Source organism: Novosphingobium mississippiense (genome assembly GCF_044029535.1).
Lineage (GTDB): Bacteria > Pseudomonadota > Alphaproteobacteria > Sphingomonadales > Sphingomonadaceae > Novosphingobium.
Genome location: NZ_CP147004.1, coordinates 22,766 through 40,850 on the forward strand (window position 1 = coordinate 22,766; position 18,085 = coordinate 40,850).

At 60.5% G+C, this 18,085-nt stretch carries 17 protein-coding genes and 1 pseudogene; 8 read left to right on the forward strand and 10 right to left on the reverse strand.

All coding sequences use genetic code 11. The features are described 5' to 3' along the window. Nucleotides 1-304: 304 nt before the first annotated feature. Nucleotides 305-1,681, forward strand: a complete 1,377-nt coding sequence (locus WBP06_RS27965; RefSeq protein WP_395337657.1) for an LTA synthase family protein — start codon at nt 305-307, stop codon at nt 1,679-1,681. 9 nt (nt 1,682-1,690) lie between these two features. Here WBP06_RS27965 and WBP06_RS27970 read toward each other — a convergent pair whose 3' ends face one another. Together WBP06_RS27970 and WBP06_RS27975 are read right to left on the reverse strand one after the other, a co-directional pair. Next, nucleotides 1,691-1,978, reverse strand: coding sequence for a HigA family addiction module antitoxin (locus tag WBP06_RS27970; RefSeq protein ID WP_395337658.1), 288 nt, complete (start codon nt 1,976-1,978; stop codon nt 1,691-1,693). Between the two features lie 12 nt (nt 1,979-1,990). Then, entirely contained in the window at nt 1,991-2,236 is a 246-nt protein-coding gene (locus WBP06_RS27975; RefSeq protein ID WP_395337659.1) for a type II toxin-antitoxin system RelE/ParE family toxin, read from the reverse strand. 239 nt (nt 2,237-2,475) lie between these two features. Here WBP06_RS27975 and WBP06_RS27980 point away from each other — a divergent pair, with 239 nt between their 5' ends. From WBP06_RS27980 to WBP06_RS27990, 3 genes and pseudogenes are all read left to right on the forward strand, one after another. Next, nucleotides 2,476-3,087: a sterol desaturase family protein gene (locus WBP06_RS27980; protein ID WP_395337660.1), complete on the forward strand. Its 612-nt coding sequence runs from the start codon at nt 2,476-2,478 to the stop codon at nt 3,085-3,087. 347 nt (nt 3,088-3,434) lie between these two features. Next, a pseudogene (locus WBP06_RS27985) lies at nt 3,435-3,689 on the forward strand (transposase); the annotation flags it as partial. A gap of 794 nt (nt 3,690-4,483) precedes the next feature. After that, nucleotides 4,484-5,287, forward strand: a complete 804-nt coding sequence (locus tag WBP06_RS27990) for a Stf0 family sulfotransferase (RefSeq protein ID WP_395337661.1) — start codon at nt 4,484-4,486, stop codon at nt 5,285-5,287. 304 nt (nt 5,288-5,591) lie between these two features. On the opposite strand, the gene WBP06_RS27995 is transcribed toward WBP06_RS27990, so the two are convergent. Then, nucleotides 5,592-7,532 carry a flagellin gene (locus WBP06_RS27995; RefSeq protein ID WP_395337601.1) on the reverse strand — a complete coding sequence of 647 codons (1,941 nt, stop codon included), beginning with the start codon at nt 7,530-7,532 and terminating at the stop codon, nt 5,592-5,594. 601 nt (nt 7,533-8,133) lie between these two features. Between WBP06_RS27995 and WBP06_RS28000 the strand changes: the two genes are divergently transcribed. Further along, on the forward strand, nt 8,134-9,021 hold the full coding sequence (locus WBP06_RS28000; protein WP_395337602.1) for an ArdC family protein: 888 nt from the start codon (nt 8,134-8,136) through the stop codon (nt 9,019-9,021). Beyond that, the gene (locus tag WBP06_RS28005; protein ID WP_395337603.1) at nt 9,018-9,302 is read left to right on the forward strand and encodes a sigma factor-like helix-turn-helix DNA-binding protein; all 285 of its coding nucleotides are present in this window, start codon (nt 9,018-9,020) and stop codon (nt 9,300-9,302) included. The genes WBP06_RS28000 and WBP06_RS28005 overlap by 4 nt, the downstream gene beginning before the upstream one ends. A gap of 61 nt (nt 9,303-9,363) precedes the next feature. Here WBP06_RS28005 and WBP06_RS28010 read toward each other — a convergent pair whose 3' ends face one another. From WBP06_RS28010 to WBP06_RS28030, 5 genes are all read right to left on the reverse strand, one after another. Beyond that, the gene (locus WBP06_RS28010) at nt 9,364-9,582 is read right to left on the reverse strand and encodes a helix-turn-helix transcriptional regulator (RefSeq protein ID WP_395337605.1); all 219 of its coding nucleotides are present in this window, start codon (nt 9,580-9,582) and stop codon (nt 9,364-9,366) included. Between the two features lie 329 nt (nt 9,583-9,911). Beyond that, nucleotides 9,912-10,493 (reverse strand): hypothetical protein, encoded by a 582-nt coding sequence (locus tag WBP06_RS28015; protein ID WP_395337606.1) that lies wholly within the window; start codon nt 10,491-10,493, stop codon nt 9,912-9,914. A 351-nt stretch (nt 10,494-10,844) separates the two neighbouring features. Then, nucleotides 10,845-11,102 (reverse strand): excalibur calcium-binding domain-containing protein, encoded by a 258-nt coding sequence (locus WBP06_RS28020; RefSeq protein ID WP_395337608.1) that lies wholly within the window; start codon nt 11,100-11,102, stop codon nt 10,845-10,847. A 219-nt stretch (nt 11,103-11,321) separates the two neighbouring features. After that, nucleotides 11,322-11,534 carry a conjugal transfer protein TraD gene (locus WBP06_RS28025; protein WP_395337609.1) on the reverse strand — a complete coding sequence of 71 codons (213 nt, stop codon included), beginning with the start codon at nt 11,532-11,534 and terminating at the stop codon, nt 11,322-11,324. Nucleotides 11,535-11,550: 16 nt separating this feature from the next. After that, complete coding sequence (locus WBP06_RS28030) at nt 11,551-11,877, reverse strand: conjugal transfer protein TraD (RefSeq protein ID WP_395337611.1); 327 nt, start codon at nt 11,875-11,877, stop codon at nt 11,551-11,553. 171 nt (nt 11,878-12,048) lie between these two features. On the opposite strand from WBP06_RS28030, the gene traA reads away from it, so the two are divergent. Continuing rightward, the gene (traA, locus tag WBP06_RS28035; RefSeq protein ID WP_395337612.1) at nt 12,049-14,877 is read left to right on the forward strand and encodes a Ti-type conjugative transfer relaxase TraA; all 2,829 of its coding nucleotides are present in this window, start codon (nt 12,049-12,051) and stop codon (nt 14,875-14,877) included. A gap of 4 nt (nt 14,878-14,881) precedes the next feature. After that, nucleotides 14,882-15,580: a DUF6118 family protein gene (locus WBP06_RS28040; protein ID WP_395337613.1), complete on the forward strand. Its 699-nt coding sequence runs from the start codon at nt 14,882-14,884 to the stop codon at nt 15,578-15,580. Nucleotides 15,581-16,372: 792 nt separating this feature from the next. Here the strand turns inward: WBP06_RS28040 and WBP06_RS28045 are convergent. Together WBP06_RS28045 and WBP06_RS28050 are read right to left on the reverse strand one after the other, a co-directional pair. Beyond that, nucleotides 16,373-17,635: a type II toxin-antitoxin system HipA family toxin gene (locus WBP06_RS28045; protein ID WP_395337615.1), complete on the reverse strand. Its 1,263-nt coding sequence runs from the start codon at nt 17,633-17,635 to the stop codon at nt 16,373-16,375. Then, nucleotides 17,632-17,943 (reverse strand): helix-turn-helix domain-containing protein, encoded by a 312-nt coding sequence (locus WBP06_RS28050; RefSeq protein WP_395337616.1) that lies wholly within the window; start codon nt 17,941-17,943, stop codon nt 17,632-17,634. Before WBP06_RS28050 ends, WBP06_RS28045 begins: the two co-directional genes overlap by 4 nt. Nucleotides 17,944-18,085 lie beyond the last annotated feature (142 nt).

Consider the following 18,085-nt stretch of genomic DNA (forward strand, 5'->3'; position numbering starts at 1 on the left):
ATGTGACAGGTCTTGAACCCAAGCCGTTAGTCCGCCGCGCGAAACGCGGCAAGTCCGGCTCCGGTCTGCTCCATCACATCCGTCAGACGTAGACGCGGGATGACAGCCTTGGAGCCGCCCGCTATGAGCGCAGTTCCGCCCGCTGCAACACGCTCGAACGGGGGCAGGTGCAAGGTCTGGGTAGCGCGGCAGGACAGTGACGATCGACGGACTGACATTCGCGGCCATGCTGCTCGGCGCGCTTCTTCTCGACGGCCTGGTGCGCCCGCGAAACGCAAATTTTCCAATGCCTTTGGCGCGCAGCATGGCAGGATCGTGGCTGCTGGCGTGGATGATGGCCGCGCTGTTCGGCCTGTTCCTGGCCGCTTGCGGCAATCTGGCAGTATCCGCAGGACTAGCCCTTGGCCTTCTGGCGTTGTTGGCCGTGGCCTCGAACGCCAAGCATGCCATGCTCGGCGAGCCGCTGCTCTTTTCGGATCTCGCGCTCATCGGGGCGATATTTCGCCATCCACAGTTTTATCTTTCCGCTGTCGCGATCTGGCAGCGGATAGTCGCCGGACTGGTGGCGGCTGTTCTTTTCGCGCTGCTGGCCTGGCTCTTCGTGCCGGCCTTGCAAGTGCACCTGATGGGGCTCGGCATTCTGGCCCTGAGCCTTGCGGTTCTGGCGCTTTCCGTCCGGTCCACGCCGGTCCGGCGCCTTGCCCGCGTGCCCGATGCCCATGCCGACGTCCTGCACCACGGATTGCTGTCGGTTCTGCTGCTCTACTGGCTGCGCTGGCGCGATAGCCGCGATCCAGCGCCTTGTGCCGACAAGACGCGAACGCCTCCCGCCGATGCCCCCGAGCTGGTTGTAGTCGTCCAGTGCGAAAGCTTCGCCGATCCCACCGAACTCTTCACCGATCCCGCGCTGGCGCTGCCCGGCTTGACGGCAGCGCGGGCAGGGGCGTGCCAATGGGGCCGGCTTATGGTCAGCGGCTTCGGCGCCTATACGATGCGCACCGAATATGGCGTGCTGTTCGGTCTCGACGAGGAGGAACTGGGCTTCCGCCGCTACGACCCGTTCCTCACCGCGCTGGGAGATGGCTCCTATGCCCTGCCGGCGCGCCTGAAGGCGGAACGCGGGAACTGGCGCAGCCTGTTCGTCCACCCGCATGACATGCGCTTCTATGGCCGCGACCGGATCATGCCGGCCGCCGGGTTCGCCGAACTGGTGGGCGAGGACCGCTTCGCCCCTCCCGGCTTAGGAGAGGGACGCTACGTGACCGACGCGGCGATGGCGGACGAGATCGTCTCTCTCGCAGCGAACGCTGCGGAGCCGACCCTGATCTATGCCGTCACGATCGAGAACCACGGCCCATGGGCGCCGGACGGCCATGCTGACGGCGATCTGAAGCAGAGCTACATGCGCCTCGTGCGCAACAGCGATACGATGCTGACCACGCTTATCGAGCGGCTCGGTGCGCTTGGCCGGCCAGCCTTGCTGGTGTTCTTCGGCGACCACCGCCCCAGCATTCCCGGCGCCACCGCACCGGGCGGAGACCGCCACACGCCTTATGTATTGGTGCGTTTGGACAAGGCCGGACAGATCGTTCCGGGCAAGAACCGTCAGGTGGACCTAACCCCGGCGGGCCTGCATCACGCCGTTCTGTCAGCCGTGTTGGGCGAACCTCGCGATCTTTAAGAGGCCGTTTCACGCTGCGAGCAGCGGTTCGATGTCCTTGATGTCCTCAGCCTCGCTGGAAAGCAGGTCGTAGTGGGCCTGAAGGTTCATCCAGAACTCCGGCGTCGTGTTGAGCGCGCGGGCAAGGCGCTTGGCGGTATCGACCGTCATCGAGGTTTCCTCGGCGCACAGGCGTTCGATCCGGGTGCGCGGCACGTGGATGTGCCTGGCGAGCCTACCCGCGCTCATGCCCAAGGCATCCAGGAACTCGTGCTTGAGGATTTCGCCGGGATGGACCGGCACTTGCAGCATGGTCATGGCAAATTCCTTTCAGTGATAGTCCACGATCTCGACCGCTTCCGGCCCTTGCTCTGTCCAGACGAAACAGATCCGCCACTGGCCATTGATCCGGATCGAGTGCTGCCCTTCGCGATCTCCCGACAGCGCCTCAAGCATGTTGCCGGGAGGCGAGCGCAGATCCTCCAGCACGGCAGCCGCTTCCAGCATGGCGACTTTGCGTACGGCTGCCCGGAGCAGATCGGCAGGGAAGCCTTTGCCCGGCTTGCCTGCCAACACCTGGTCGATCAGCTTGCCCTGGTGTTCCGGATATGCTTACGGATGCATCATGGCGTGATACACTTTTCAAGCTCGAGGAAATAGTTTTCCAACAGTGGCAGATCGGCAACTAGCCGTCATCGCACCAAGGCCTGCGCAGCCACACCCACCCTGCAACGAGCCTATGCTGTCAACATCTCACCTTTTATGGGTACTATTGGCTTGACAGTCCTTGGCCCCTACTGTTCGAGATTGAGGCAATGCCATCGCTAGAACCTAGTCCGCAACGTATCCGCTTGTTCAAGAGCGAGAAGCTCGAACGGTTTACGTTGATCTCGCCCCGCGCTTTCGCGGTGGCTTGGGCTGTGCTCCTGCCCGCTATCGCTTGGGCCGGGTGGGGCGCGGTCGGTCCTCTGGCAGGACTGTCGCTGGTTCTGGCCGGTCTGCTGGTGTGGTCGCTGTTCGAATATGCCATGCACCGCTACCTGTTCCATTGGGAGACCGAAGTACCCGTATTTCAGGCATTCGTGTTCCTGATGCACGGCAATCACCACGATGCCCCGAACGATCCCCTGCGCAGCCTCATGCCGCTGTCCGCCAGCGTGCCGATCGCGGCCATCGTATGGGGCATCTTCGCACTGCTGTTCGGCACGCCCGGCACCTGGCTGTTCCTGGGCTTCATGGTCGGTTACGTGATCTACGACGTGGTCCACTACGCCGCGCATCAATGGCCGATGCAGGGCAAGCTGGCCCAGGCGATCAAACGCCACCACATGCGCCATCATTACGTCGATGAAGGCGGTAACTTCTCGATCTCAGCCATTTTCTGGGATCGTGTATTCGGCAGCAAGATCCACTCGCTCAAACGCTAACGCTCGGAACAAGAGCTGAAATCGGTCCCGAAGCGCAACCGAGGCGCTTTTGGGGCGTAGATGCCTTTGGGACTCGCCAGTGCAGGATCCGAAGAGTTGCACATCCTGATCTGGAAACCGGGCGAATCCTTCCTGTTCGACAACCAGGAAGTCTGGAACAACGGACAAGGACCGCTACCTCATAGGTCAAGTGCGCGAAGCACAATCCAGTTGCCCTATGAGGACGCCATAAGCCACGTCAGGGAACCCGTTGGGGCGGGAATCCGCACCACTTGGACACCTCGAAAAACCGCTGCGCCTAGAGACTTGAACTGATGCACTGCCTTTGCATGACGGTGGAGGCGATGATGGCGGGACAGCCGAGTTTCTTCGGTCCTTCGGACCGATACGAGGCGTTGAGCGCGGCAGGCGATCCGCTTGAACGGCTTGCGGCTGTCGTCGACTTTGAGGTTTTCCGCGGCCCGTTGGCAGCAGCACTGCGGCGGCGCGTCCGCGGCAAGGGCGGCAGGCCGCCGTTCGATCCAGTCCTCATGTTCAAAATCCTGGTGTTGCAGGCGCTCTACTCGCTGTCTGACGAGGCCACCGAGTTCCAGATCAAGGAAGGATGAAACAGGGGCCCACCGGGCCCTCCCGCGCGGTCACGTCAAAATCATGCCGAATTCAGACGGTTCTTCGAGCCGTCCACTTTATATCGTGATCCTTTAGACCGACCTTCAACCAATTCGCAAAACAGTAACAGTATTGACCGATACTTGTTAACACCTCCGATGAAAACCCACACCCCAGAACTAAAATCTCAATTACCTGTGATACACCCCGTCTATGTGGGAACTCACGGACCATATTGCGATTTTATTCATTATTATACAATCAACAACTCATTTTATTCCGCTTATTCACGGAAAAAAGTATTAATAAATGATATATTCTTAGAGACCAACTCAGCCCTGCCAAAACGTATAAAAAATCCGTCATCTATCTGGAAGCGCTGGACATCCCCCATCCTCTTTTGGCAAGGTTGTCACTAGGTGGCCAAACAACTGTCACATACAGGGGTCTTGTTTCAATGATCGACCAACAAGCGGTGCGAATGCGTCGTTAGTCCTTTGTGCACGTCTCAACGGTGCCCTGCATCGGCAGCGCCAGACGCTGGCTAAGGCGGACGACTGCTAGCCATTACTCTGTTTCTGAATCCCAAATGCCGATCCGGCTTAGCTGGCCATGATCGTCAAATATTCATTAATGAAGCCACGCCTTTTTCGAACTCGAAGACCGTATCCATGGCGACCTCGATCTTGAAATCCATGCGGGCACAAAATATAATTTTTCATGAATTTAAATAAATTTCACATCACATCATTAACTGAATTTTATATTTATTATACAGGTCAGGGCAATGCCGGTTCTCAACCATCCAAGTGCACCATCGTACAATTATCATTTTAATAAAATTTCAGATTCCGTTTTGATGGACGGAAAAATAAGAGATTCGTGTAAAAATTTCAATTACATATTTATTCTATTTACTAATAGATCCGGCTCAAATCTCTTGGCCTCATGCATTTCGTCGTCAAATAATTTCAACACCCCCGCTGAATTTTTAAATCATGATGAAGTAGAGAAAGCCTTAGAAATCGACCCATCCTTGAGAACTGTCGGAGACTACTTCTCTGCTATTGCGCTGAACGACAACGTTGACGGCACTTTCTGCGCAAAACTGTCGTGCGATCATCTCTTCGTGCTTTGCGCTTCCGGCGTCATGGCACAGATCGTTAACAAATCTACTTTCGTTTTGATCGAAAGATCAGATAAAATAGATCAAGCTATGTCATTAATACTTGCTGTAAAAAGAAATATATGGTCGGCATGCAAGGAGAGGCCAGAAACCATTGCAGAAACCCACAATGTTGAAGTTCAAGATATTATAGATGTATGCTATTCTATAGTTGACCAGAATAACATTCTTGAGTCTTTCATGATTGACAGCATGGCCTCATCGTTGAAAGTATTATATGAAGACTTGGTCGTTAATCCGATATCTTGCTTAGATAGGATCTCCGAAAAAATTGGAAAGCCTATTCCCTATGTCGCACGTAACGTGGCAATGAAGAAGCAGGCTGATATTGGTAAAAAGGTAAATAAAACTAAACTTATCTCTGAAGTAAGGAACAGTCTTTTAACTCGTAAACAGCAGACTTGATCGCAACCTGCCTCGCCACACTCGATAGATCCCCATCGAAATCTCGCCACCGTTTGTCGTCCAGTGCCTCGCGGTTCTGAGCCCGGATGCTGCTGTATAGCAAGGACGAGAACGGTGATGAGAAGGCTACGTCAACGCGCCAACACAGCATCGTACGTCGCGCGGCATTCGAGGAGCACATACTATCGAAACCCGACGTGAAAAAAACACGTTCGAAACTCAACTATGTGAGGCGTGTGGTCCGACGACACGGACGCGGATTATTGGTCCGCTGGCGCAGGGCGGGTCGTAGCGTTTTTGGGCATTAGGTCTGGAACAGCGTGAGCAGAATCGACGGTGCCTGATTGGCAATCGCCAGCGCTTTCACGGCGAGTTGCTCGCGTACCTGCAGCGCTTGGAGTTTAGCCGCTTCCTTCGACATGTCGGCATCCACCAGATGACCGAGTGCTTCGGTCATCACATCCGTGCGGGAAAGGCTGGCAGCCTTCATTCCTGCGATATTGCGGGAATGGGCGCCGAAATAGCTGAGGGCCGACAGCACCTTTTTGTTTGCGCCGGAGATGACCTCGGCGACGGCTTCGGGGTCCGTCCAGTCCAGCGTATCCAGCCCGAGGCCGCCGGGGCTAAGGTCCCGCGAATAGATGCGGGTTGTGCCGCCTTTCAGGTCGTCCGTGAAATCGTAAGGCGTCGTCGCGTAGGCGGAAGTGTAAAGCGCCTTAGTCCGGCTAGAGGCGTCGACGGCGGTGTAGGGCGTCGCGCCGATTTCGCGCATCGATACGGCGCCGATGGCCCAGGCGCTGGCCGGGTCGTAAGTCGATCCGTTGACCGAGATCGTCAGGGGTCCAAGCGCCGGATCGTAATCGAAGCTCAGGACATTGAGGCCCGATACGGGCACCCCCGCGTCCACCGGGGCGCCCCCGCTTGCATAGGTTTGCCCCGTCGCCGCGATGCGCACGCCGTTTTGCCAGATTTCCATTGTATCGGGCAGGTCGTAAGCGTCGAACGTCAGGTCGACATGGGCGGCATCCGGCCCGGCATCGACCTCGTAATTCGCCTGAACGCCGATCGGCAGTGCCCGCTCGCCCAGCGGATCGTCGCGCAGGGCCGAGACTTCCTCGGGATTGAGCGAGCCCGCCGCGTTCTCGGTCACGGCATGGGTTTCGTAGACGATCTCGCTGTCCCATCGCTCGCTGGGCGTGGGAATGGGCTCGGCCGGATCTTGCAACTGCAAGCCTTCGATACCGGCACCGCGGCTGCCGCCGAGGATCCGGATCTCGATTTCCTGTCCGTTGCCTGAAATGGGGACAAGACCCGTGACCGGATCGGGGTCGGGAGCAGGGGCGGGATCGTAGTCGAAGCTGAGGACGAATGGGCCCGCCTCGGCGCTTGACGGACCGACCTCTGCGCCATCAGCGGCATAAGCCTGGCCGGAGGCTGCCACCCGCACGCCGCCTTGCCAGATCTCGACTTGCGCCGTTCCGTAGGAATCCGCGAAATTGGTGATGCCCGTGTCTATCAGCAGATTGACGCGCCCCGCCGTGCTGCCGCCATCGACGGTATAGGTATAGGCGGCATTGTCAGCGATGTAGCGGACATCGGGGCCATAGATGCTGTCGGCCGGATTGATGAGATCGGTGAAACTCTGGGGCGTCAGCGCCGAATCCGGAAGCGTTAGCCGCCGGGTGCCGGACATGCCGGCTTCCAGGCTGTCCTCCGGCATGGCGGCGCCGTTGTGGTTGTAATCCAGCCAGGCGAGCAGCTTGCTCGGGCTAACGGTTGAAGTGGGCAGGCTGTAATAGGTCTGCGAGGTGGTACGGGTCGCGGGCCTGCCCTTCAGCAGGTTGACGCCCGCAAACTCCGAGGAATCGACCGTGGAGCCGATCTGCGCGATCAGGCCCTCCATGTCGGCGCGGATGGCTTTTGCGCTGGCCGGGTCATTGACCGCCCCGATCAGCAGCAGCGATTTTTCCTGAAGCGTGTTCATCAGATCGCTCACCGCCTCGCCGCCGGAGATGGCGACATCGGTGATCGAACTCCAGCGGTCCAGCGTATCTCCGAGGGACTTTTGCAGGAGCAGATCGCCGCGCATGTTCTGGGCACGGACGAACGCGGCGCTGTCATCCTTGGTGCTTTTCACGCGCAGTCCGGTGGCTAAGCGCGATTGCCGAATCTCGAGATCGGACCGAATGGATTCCAGAACGCGAAGTGCCGCCAAAGCACTCGCATTCGTCTTGATTGAAGACATGTCGCACGCTTTCTCGTTCTTATGTTTTATTTTAGAACGATGCGTGCGTAAATTAACTCACATCACTGATAAAATTATTAAATTTCCCGTTAATTGACCGCAGGAACATGACCTGGAGGGTGCAATGCCTACGGCATGATCAAATGCCACAGGAACCGAAATTCCCGCAAAGACTAGCGACATCCACGAAGGGCACGCTTGGCTGCAAGACACTTGGGCGCCCCGTGCTTGCGCACGGCCGCGCTCTACCTCCGCTGACGCTCCGGCCGAGCCCCCTTCGGCGTCTCGTCGGCATAGCCGTCACGATCGCATGACGCGTTCCGTCCCGCCTTGAGCGGGCCGGGCGGGACGCTGTCCGCGTCCCGTCAGCGGTCTCCGCGCCTTTGGCGCGTCGGCGTGTGCCTCGGCTCCAGGGTGACGGGGGGCGTCACGGCCCCTTAGCCCCGCCATGGCGAGCCGCAACCTGGGCGGAGCCCAGGTCCTCCACCCTGTTCCGGCCTCTCGGTGCACCCCGCCATCTTGGCGAGGCTTTTGGTCCGCTCCTGCCGCCCCCCGCCACCCCGGCGCCGGTCAATGGCGGTTGAGGAAAGGAACAGGAGAAATGGAAAGGACCAATCGCCAGAGCCTCTATGGAGAGGTCACTTCTCGCATCATTGCCGAGCTGGAAGAGGGCCGCCTTCCCTGGGTGCAGCCCTGGGACAGTGCGCGGTGTCTCTGCCTGATGCCGCACAATGCCGTTTCCGGGAGGGTCTATTCCGGGATCAATGTGCTGATCCTGTGGTGCGAGGCGGTGGAACGCCACTTCGCATCGCAGCGCTGGCTCACCTATAAGCAGGCCTTGGCGGCGGGCGGTCATGTCCGGCGCGGCGAGAAGGGCACGGTCATCTGCTATGCGGATCGCTTCACCCCGAAAGCCGAGACCGAGCAGGCGCGGTGCGAGGATCGCGAGGCGCGGACGATTGCTTTCCTGAAGCGCTTTGTCGTGTTCAATCTCGATCAGATCGAGGGGCTACCAGCGAAGTATGAGGAGGATCCGCAGGTTCCCGATCCGGTCATGGCGATTGCCGAGGTGGACCGGCTGATTGCGGCAACCGGCGCGGACTTCCGGATCGGCGGCGACGAGGCGTTCTATGCCCCGAAGCACGACTATGTGCAGGTTCCCCCGCAGGCAGCCTTTCATGAGCCGGTGAACTGGTTTCGGACGGCTCTTCATGAACTGGGTCATTGGAGTGGCGGAAAGGGTCGATTGGATCGCGATCACACCGGCAAGTACGGCTCGGCCTCGTATGCAAAGGAAGAGCTCATTGCCGAGATGACCTCAGCGTTCGCGTGTGCGTCGCTGGGTATTCAGCCCACGGTACGGCACAGCGATTACATCGGATCGTGGCTTGAAGTGCTCCGCGCCGACGAGAAGGCGATCTTCCGGGCGGCGAGCGCTGCCAGCAAGGCAGCCGATTACCTCCTCGCATTCGGGGAGGAGGCAGCATGAGGTGGTATCTCTATCTGCTGGAGCAACGCATCCACGAGGCGTTCCTGCGTAATGCCTTCCCCGAGTATGAGCAGCCCGAACTGCGGCGATTGGCGCGCGCGATCTATTCGCTGCCGTACCTGCCCAATCGGGCGTTCTGTCTCTGGCGTTTCGAAGGTCTCCGCTATGAGCAGATCGCCGAGCGGATGGGCATCAGCGTCCGCCGGGTGGAGAAAGAGCTTGGCTGCGCGATGGGCATGATCGTGCGCTCGCGAGATCGGCAGGAGCGCAAAGGCTGGTAAGGAACCGGGGCGCGTCCGCAGCGGCGGACGCGCCCCGGCTTTGTTTCAGGCGCGAGGGTTTTCAGGCTTGCGGCGGGAAGTCGTCGACCAGGTATGAGATCGGACTATTCATCCATTCGGTAATGGCGCTTTCGCGCCAACCGCAGCAGCGTTCGGCGATGCGAACCTGCCTCGGGAAAGTGCCCGACTGGATCTTGCGGTAGAGGGTCGCGCGGGAAAGGCCCGTGCGTTCGAGAACGAGATCGAGGCGCAAGAAACGGTCGTGGGGCGTCATGTTCATTGGCGTTGTCCTTTCCTGTTCGTGAGGTGGACTGGCCGGCCATGAGCAAGATTGGGCCAATTCGAGCTGCCTGCAAGGGCGCTAATTGGTGCTTATCGGATATTCCTGGCGCAGATTCGTCGCGTTGCACCGTAGTGGGTCTTGGCGGCACTCTATGGCACTCAAATAAATTTTGCCGCCGGGAGCCCGCGACCGGCGGTTCTGTCTCACGACGTCTCAGCGCGCGTCTCGCACGCGAGTTGCAACCATCTCGCAACTCGAATCTCGCCAGACCTCGGCGACGATTACACCGCGCCGCCGTCCGAAATGTCAGCGTCGCTGCCGTGCAATCAGGATCGTGCAGGTCGCTGCCGCGATCGCGCGTGGCCGGTGACCTGGCACACATGACCGAGCAGCGCGGCAACCAGCGCCCGAACCTCGTCGGGGGTGAAGCCGCCGTCGTCGGGATGCTGGCCGTCCGTCAGGTTGCGGCGGTTCCATTTCCAATAGGGCGCGAGCACCTGCATCAGCCTTGCCGTCTCCGGACAATCATAGCCGAACGCAGTGACGTTGGCGTAGGCCAGCGACCTGTCGACATGCAGGCTGATGTACCGGGCACACCAGCTGTCCGGAAAGCCCACATCGAGCAGATGCGAGGACAGCGCGAGTTGCACGACGATGCCGGTCGAATAGAGAAAGTCCGGCCAGTCGAACGGCGCATCGGGTGACAGCATGGCCGCGAACTGTTCGGCTCGCTTGTAGCGGTCCCGGCTGAGGCTGCGGCCCTGCTTGGTGCGCAGCAATCGCACCGGTTCGGCATCGTAGATTTTCCAGAGCGCGGCGAGCGCGGAATTCTCATCGGGCAAGGAGTTGAGCGCCGCAGAGACAGCGGCGATTTCATCGGGTGAAGCAGCAGGAACTTGAACGTCCATTGGCACCTCCGGGTCCGCATCAAGGCGGGTTGGCGGAAGGTTTCGGGACAACTTGCGGACCAGTCCCGAACTCCCGCACGCTAACGCGCGGGAGCCGCCGGAGCTGGTAACATGTCAGTAACATGCGCCGCCGCCTTTAACCCGAAGGTTTGGACATACGCGTCGGCACCCCGGAAAACTGTGTTTTCCGAGCTTGGTTTACTGACGGGATTACCAGTCCCGGCGCTGCCCTTTGCGCAGCGCCTTGGCAGGATAACAGACGGGAATCCTTAGGCCAAGTTCTGACTCGATCGGCGGCATCGTGTGGCGGCCGGAGACCCTTTTCCGTGATCTTCCAACGTTGCGCTTCGCCTAGAAGTGGAAACGCAGTCTGCGCCGATGCGAATGCGAACCGCGATAAGGCTCGCAGGCAATTCCATCGCCATCAGCATCGAGCTGCAAGCGATAGCCCGGCTCGTCCACGTAGAGCGGCGCTTCGCCTGCCGCGCGCGCTTCATCGCAATTGGCATAATAGGCCCACGACTTTGGAGAGACGGCCGAGCTAGATGACGGAAGCAATTGCTGGACCGCTTGCAGCGGTTCATCGCCCTGGGTGCTGAGGTAGCCCACGCCTCCGCCGGTAATCGCTGTGAGGCCGAGCCATGTCGCGGTCCGGCGGGTTTGCGACTGTCGCTTGCGCGGCGCAGGATGTTTCCTGAACTGTCTGCCGTGCTGAATCGGCACCGCCCGAAATCGCCTCCTGTTGGACATCGCTTCCCCGCCCCCCGTATGCCCAATCCGGGCAGCGTGTTCGCGGACCGAAGCGCCGCGAACACGCCGGTTGTGCCTCTAACAGTCTAAACGATCGCTAAAGGCGCGCATGCCGCGCCGCCGCCACAGCGTCAGCGCCTGCTCGCGATCTGTGCCGCGCAGCCTGGCCGCCGCTTCGACCAGCAGACCGAGGATCACCGCGCGGTCATCCCCGGTCAGTTCGACCAGTTCGGCCTTCGCGATCAGCCCGCCGAGCTCGATGAGCTGGCGGGTTCGTTCGCGCCGCTTCACTTGCCACGCGCGGGCATCATGCCGCGCCCGGCTCGCCAAGTGGCAATTGCGCGTTGCCTGGTTCCGCCGCAGCGCTGCGCGGATCGCTGCCAGTTCCTGTGCGAGCGCCTTTGCCGTCCCCTGAAAAGAACGCGGCGCCCTTTTTGCGCCACGCCTCCTTTCTGGCCGCGTCCGAGGTGGTGGCAGCGTCGAGCAAGGCGCCGGCGAGCATTTCGGCGGGAAGGGCATCGGCACCTGTCGCGTTTACCAGTTCCCCGAGCTGGCTGGTCTTGCGGGTTTTGAGTTGCCGCGCCTTGTCAGTGAGTGCTTTGAGTTCGGCGTCATAGTCACGGGGCTTGCGCATCGTCCGTCCTTTCTTTGATCGAGGCGGACGGTTCAGCTATCGGGAGTCTCAGCGCCGAACAATAGCGTGAAATCTCTTGGGATTTCGCGTTCCCGAGTGCGATGAAATCGTTCGAGGGCGCGCTTATACGTCGTGCCGACGTGCTGCTTGAAGTGTAAATGGATGGCCGTCATGGCGATCTACCACTTCTCGGCCAAAGTCATTTCGCGCGCTGTCGGCTCCTCGGTGGTGGCTGCCGCCGCCTATCGTTCCGCCTCGCGGCTGCACGACGAGCGGCTGGGGCGCGACCATGACTTTTCCAACAAGGCCGGTGTCGTCCACTCGGAGATCCTGCTCCCCGAGAACGCCCCCGAACAATGGCGTGACCGCGAGCGCCTTTGGAACGATGCCGAGGCGGCCGAGAAGCGCAAGGACGCGCAGCTCTGCCGTGAGGTCGAGTTCGCCATTCCCCGCGAGCTCGATCAGGCCGAAGGCATTCGCCTGGCGCGCGACTTCGTTAGCCGCGAGTTCGTGGGGCGCGGCATGGTCGCCGATCTCAATGTGCACTGGGATATCGGCGAGGACGGTCAGGCCAAGCCGCATGCCCATGTGATGCTCGGCATGCGCGAAGTGACCGACGAGGGTTTCGGTCCAAAGGTCCGCGACTGGAACCGCACCGAACTGCTCACCCATTGGCGCGAAGCCTGGGAGATCCACGTCAACCAGCGGCTGGCCGAACTCGATATCGATGCGCGGATCGATCACCGCTCGCTGGAAGCCCAAGGCATCGAGCTGGAGCCGCAGCACAAGATCGGTCCGGCCGCCTCGCGCATGGCGGGGCAGGGGCTCGATAGTGAACGGCTCGAAGAGCACCATGCGATTGCCCGAGCCAACGGCGAGAAGATCCTCGCCAATCCGGCAATTGCGCTCGATGCCATCACGCATCAACAGGCGACCTTCACCACCCGCGACCTCGCGAAGGTCGTGCATCGGCACAGCGACGGCAAGGAGCAGTTCGATCAAGTTCTGGGTGCGGTCAAATCCTCGCCCGAGCTGATCGCGCTCGGCAAGGATGGGCGCGGTGAGGATCGCTTCACCTCGCGGTCGATGATCGAGACCGAGAAGCGGCTCGAGAAGGCGACGATGAAGCTCGATGCCGGGCGGCGTCATGGCGTCAGCCGTGCCATGCAGGAAAAGGCGCTGGCGCGGGCCGAGGCGAGGGGGCTTTCTCTCTCCGGCGAACAGCGCGGCGCGCTCGAGCATGTGACCAACGGCCGAGGGCTCTCTTCGGTGATCGGCTATGCCGGCACCGGCAAGAGCGCGATGCTCGGTGTTGCCCACGATGCCTGGCAATTGGCGGGATACGAAGTGCGCGGTGCAGCACTCTCCGGCATCGCCGCCGAGAACCTCGAAAGCGGCTCGGGGATTGCAAGCCGCACGATCGCCAGCCTGGAGCGGCAGTGGGCGCAGGATCGCGAGCTTTTGACTGACCGCTCGGTGCTCGTCATCGACGAGGCCGGGATGGTCGGCACCCGGCAGATGGAGCGAGTGCTCTCCGAAGCGGAGAAGCGCGGCGCCAAGGTCGTGCTGGTCGGCGATCCAGAGCAGCTGCAGGCGATCGAAGCCGGCGCTGCCTTCCGCAGCATTGCCGAGCGCCATGGCAGCGTCGAGATCATGCAGGTGCGCCGCCAGAGCGAGGAGTGGCAGCGCGAGGCGACGCGCGATCTCGCCACCGGGCGAACCGGCGAGGCGGTGCTGGCCTATGAGGAGGCGGGGCATGTCCATGTTGCGCCCACCCGTGAGGCCGCGCGCGAAACACTGGTCGGGCGGTGGGATAGTGACCGGCAGCAAAACCCCACCGCGAGCCGGATCATTCTCACCCATACCAATGACGAGGTGGGTGAGCTGAACCAGGCGGCGCGCGGGAAGATGCGTGACGCCGGAGAGCTGGGAGACGATGTAGCGCTCAAGGTCGAGCGCGGCGAGCGGGCCTTTGCCGTGGGCGACCGCGTGATGTTCTTCCGCAACGAGCGCAGCATGGGGGTGAAGAATGGATCACTCGGCACGCTGCGCAGCCTCTCGACCTTCAGCATGGCGGTCATGCTCGACGATGGCCGCTCGGTGGCCTTCGATCTCAAGGACTATGCCGATGTGGATCACGGCTATGCCGCGACGATCCACAAGGCGCAGGGCATGACCATGGACCGCGTCCAGATACTGGCAACGCCGGGACTGGATCGGCACGGCGCCTATGTGGCGCTCTCACGCCACCGGGCTCAGGTCGATCTCCACTATGGCAAGGATGACTTTGCCGATCGCTCGAAGCTGGTCCGCGCGCTCAGCCGGGATCGGTCAAAGGATATGGCCTCCGATTACGGTCCTGCCTTCGAGATGAAGCGCGAGCCGCAACCCGAGATCGTTATCAAGCGCGATCCCTTTGCCGGGCTCAGGCTGAAGGCCCCCGCAATTGCCGAGCCTGCTAATCCGCTCGAGGTTGCCGTGCAGGGCTATGGGCGCGCGGCGCAGGCTATCCTGCGCATCAAAGCGATGGGGTTGAAGCCCATCGAACTTCAGCAGCAGGCGTTGGAACGGGCGGCGGGTGATCTCGACAAGGTGCGCGAGCACGGTGCCCGTGATCTCCATGCGGCGATCCGCAAGGACCATGATCTCGCTGATGAAGCCGGGAAGGGGCAGACCCGGCGCGCCATCCAGGCGATGATGGCCGAGCGCGAAATCCGGATCGATGGCGACTTGCGCGCGGATCGCTTCGTCAACGATTTCCAGACCCAGGCTCGGCAGTTCATGCGCATGCGCAGGCAGGGCAATCAACTCGGCATGGAACGGGCGGCCGAGCGAATCGATCAGTTCGCCAAAAGCCTTCATCGCGACCCCGAACTCGAGTCGCGGCTGAAGGCGAGATCGTTTGAGCTTGGAATCCCGGTGCGTGAGAATGCTTCGTTGTCTCGCAGTATCCAGGATTGGCTCGGTCGCTCGCGCGATCGTGGAATAGGGATAAGCTGATCGGATGCCCGACATCCACACCCTGCAAGAGCTTGATCCTGCCGCTGCGTTCGAGGCCATGGGCCAGCGTCTGGCGGGACTGACTGCCGCCATCGATGGCCTCGCCGTCAAATTTCAGGAGATGCATGCCCGCGATTACAGTCCCGAGCTGGCCAAGATCGAAGAGCGCTTCGAGGCCGTGCGCGGCGTCGTCGAACAGCTCAACCATCATCCGGCCATGGCGCTAACGCCTGACAAGATCGCCGGGCAAATTAAGGAGGCGGGCAGGAATGGGCGCTTGGCAGATCAGCAGGCGTGGGAGCGGGCGCGGAGCGACATTCAGGTCGCCGCTGATTCCATTAACAGTGTCGTCGCGTCTGCTCGCTCCGGCGAGAAGCAGAAGAAGCGTGTGGCAATCGCCGTCAGTGCGACGCTTGTGGCTGGGCTGTTTCTGGGGGGACTAGGTAGGGATGCCATTCCCTGGATGGCGCCTGCGAACTGGCATTGGCCGGAGGAGCGGGCAGCGGCGATGCTTGGACGCGATAAATGGGCTGCCGGTGAACGGCTTTTGGAGGTGGCCGATGTTGAAAGGTGGCAGAAGATGCAGGCCGCTTTGCGTTCGGTTGAGGACCAAGACGTTGGATCCGCAAAATCTGCCGATCGCAAAGCCAATCGCGTTGGGAGTGGGCGTATGAAAGAGCGGCGACATCGTGCTTCAGAATGACTGAAGCTGGCCGTGAAGATACCCAGTGCGTGGTTCTAGCGTGGGGAGCCGGGCAGTCTGCGTGCAACAAGAAGCCAGACCGTATCACCCGCGAGCTCGTAGATGATATTTTAGCTCCGATGGGACGTAAGTTCGCGCGTCCCCGCAACCGTGCCATCATGACCGAGCATGGGAAATCGGCCAGCCTGGCAACGGCGTCACTGAATAACAGGTCAATCCGCAAGGCGGCGTCAGTATCCCGCGCCACGAGATATCCCGGATAGCGGAGCGATCTTGCTCCGCCTCTGGCGTCCAGACGATTTCGACGAATACTTCACACGCCGAGCAGCGAAGGCGGCTTCAACCTCTTCATTCGACCGCCCGTACCTATCGGTCATAGAGGCGCGGGCAGCCTCAAGCTTGCGCTGCAGGAAGGCATCATGCTCACCCTGGGCTAGCTGGCCGAACGAGTGCATTAATTCCGCGTGTAGCTCGGATTCAAGCTTCATAAGGTTATGGATTAATCTGCACGTTTGTGGATTCGTCGATGTCGGCGGACTGCCGAAGCAGGTCGATCGCGTATTGATTGCGTTGCAATCATCTTCTGGCCGCGCTCATCCACGCCTTTTCGAAGGCGAATTGGGTCCAATCCGAGAGTTGCCAATTCCACAACATGATCGATAGAAAGCCTTTCTATCGATCATGTTACCCGCGTTTCTCGATTTATAGAAGACGGTCTATCGGCCAAGCAAAGGCCTTTTACGATGGTTTGATCGACGTTCTGCCCGTTCTCAGCGCGCTAAATTGAATCCATCAGCCGAATTGGCGTGCCACTTCCTCCAAGCCTTCCCTCACGGCAGCGGATGAACGTTCGATCCCAAATTCGCGCGCATGCATGGGCCAATCGGCCAGTGCGGCACAAACATCGTCGATGATCGCGGCGACCGCTTTCGCTGCAATTCCGTGGCTTTTGCCGAGCTTTTCGACATGCGTCCGCGTGATGGTGCGACCTTCCCCTTGCACTGCCATGTAGTGCTCGCCCCCGGGCCCATTGGAGTAAGTAAGGTCAAATGCGGGGGCCAGACGCCAGTCCCCGCGATTGTCCATCAGGTAGGCATGTTGGCGGACATGATCGTCGCGGTTTCGAGCAAGCACATTGAAGACCATGCGACGGAAGGCCTGCTCCACGTCCGCCAGGTTGCGTGTGATCGCCAGCGTGGCCCGCAGAAATCCATCGTAGTCGACACTCGGCATATGCGGCGACGCTTCCAGAGCACCTCCAAGGCTTACCATGTGAAGCCGCCTGCCCGGAGCAGGCCGGTCGAAACGCCTAGTCGCAAAATGGCCAAGGCCGGAAGCCGACGGGATCAGTTTCGTCTCCGCCATGTCGATCTGTGCCGCGCGGGCCATTCTGGCGTAGGCTTCCTCCAATGGCCCGATGTCAGCCGGATCGTTTATCGCCCCGAATTTGACGATCCATTCCTCGGAATCAGGCTCCGCGCTGGCCGTTGCCAGCTCATCTCCGGCACGCAATTTGCCGTCCGGAGCAATCGCGACATGGACTTTCGGCCGCGCGCCTCCAGAGCCACCCCCGAGCCGAGCCAGCAGGGCTTCCAACTCGGTATCCTCACCCAGCAGCACGTGGCGAGCTTCGGCCGCGAGAATATCCAGATCGATGCCATCCGAAGATTCCGCAGCGAGCGTTTCAGGTTGAAAGACGAGGGCGCCTCGGCCTTTCGCCCCTACCAATGCAAGCCGATCGACCGCATTCAAATCTTCGAACCGGTGCCCCAACCGTTGAAGTCTTCGCTTCAACAATAGCATGCCCCAGGCATCTGGCAGGCAATCCGAGAGGAAGCCGTGGAGGCCATCGAAAGCTCTGCTGCGGGCGGGATGAAGGCCGGGCTCGAGCGGATAGTGCAGAGGGGAGATCGGCAGACCTGCAGCCATAAGCCCGATCGACCATTCGAACTGCGCCAATCCCTGGGCCATCGCCACTCTGCCGATCGCAAGCGGCGGAGCATGCTCATCTGTCAGAAGACCGACTGCAAGCGGCGTACCCGGGGCAAGCTTCATGGCTTCGCACTTCCTGCGCGCTGCCGCGGTGCCTTTGCCCCCTTGCGTTGCTGTTCGAGCAGTTCATCCATGCTGCGTGCTGCCGGCTCGGGAAAGAGGGCTGCAATCCCCTCGTCGCATCGAAGGGCAATCGCCGCCCGGACCAGATCTTCGATGGAGGCCTTGCCCTCGCCCTCCATCCTGCGCCAGGTTCGATGGGCCACCCCCGCTTTGGCGGATGCAGCTTGCTGCGTAAGATTGAGCGTCAGGCGGCGTTCTTTGATCCGCTTTCCAAGCGCTATAATCTGATTATCGAGGCTGAGAAGCATAGGCCATATATGGCCTTTAACTAGAAAAATAGCAACATAATAGGCCTTATATGGCCTATTATTTTAAGATATCTTCTGGATACCATAATGGTATCTTTTGGGTTTCGCCGTGGCGCAAAGCCTGAGGGCTCCCGATCCCGCA

What these genes read in the sequence shown, in the direction of transcription:
- WBP06_RS28015 (WP_395337606.1), bottom strand. Translation starts at nt 10,493, where the DNA reads ATGGACGTTCAAGTTCCTGCTGCTTCACCCGATGAAATCGCCGCTGTC.
- WBP06_RS27990 (WP_395337661.1), top strand. Translation starts at nt 4,484, where the DNA reads ATGCCGGTTCTCAACCATCCAAGTGCACCATCGTACAATTATCATTTT.
- WBP06_RS27995 (WP_395337601.1), bottom strand. Translation starts at nt 7,532, where the DNA reads ATGTCTTCAATCAAGACGAATGCGAGTGCTTTGGCGGCACTTCGCGTT.
- WBP06_RS28050 (WP_395337616.1), bottom strand. Translation starts at nt 17,943, where the DNA reads ATGCTTCTCAGCCTCGATAATCAGATTATAGCGCTTGGAAAGCGGATC.
- WBP06_RS27965 (WP_395337657.1), top strand. Translation starts at nt 305, where the DNA reads ATGGCAGGATCGTGGCTGCTGGCGTGGATGATGGCCGCGCTGTTCGGC.
- WBP06_RS28040 (WP_395337613.1), top strand. Translation starts at nt 14,882, where the DNA reads ATGCCCGACATCCACACCCTGCAAGAGCTTGATCCTGCCGCTGCGTTC.
- WBP06_RS28010 (WP_395337605.1), bottom strand. Translation starts at nt 9,582, where the DNA reads ATGAACATGACGCCCCACGACCGTTTCTTGCGCCTCGATCTCGTTCTC.
- WBP06_RS28005 (WP_395337603.1), top strand. Translation starts at nt 9,018, where the DNA reads ATGAGGTGGTATCTCTATCTGCTGGAGCAACGCATCCACGAGGCGTTC.
- WBP06_RS27980 (WP_395337660.1), top strand. Translation starts at nt 2,476, where the DNA reads ATGCCATCGCTAGAACCTAGTCCGCAACGTATCCGCTTGTTCAAGAGC.
- traA (WP_395337612.1), top strand. Translation starts at nt 12,049, where the DNA reads ATGGCGATCTACCACTTCTCGGCCAAAGTCATTTCGCGCGCTGTCGGC.
- WBP06_RS28000 (WP_395337602.1), top strand. Translation starts at nt 8,134, where the DNA reads ATGGAAAGGACCAATCGCCAGAGCCTCTATGGAGAGGTCACTTCTCGC.
- WBP06_RS27970 (WP_395337658.1), bottom strand. Translation starts at nt 1,978, where the DNA reads ATGACCATGCTGCAAGTGCCGGTCCATCCCGGCGAAATCCTCAAGCAC.
- WBP06_RS28045 (WP_395337615.1), bottom strand. Translation starts at nt 17,635, where the DNA reads ATGAAGCTTGCCCCGGGTACGCCGCTTGCAGTCGGTCTTCTGACAGAT.
- WBP06_RS28030 (WP_395337611.1), bottom strand. Translation starts at nt 11,877, where the DNA reads ATGCGCAAGCCCCGTGACTATGACGCCGAACTCAAAGCACTCACTGAC.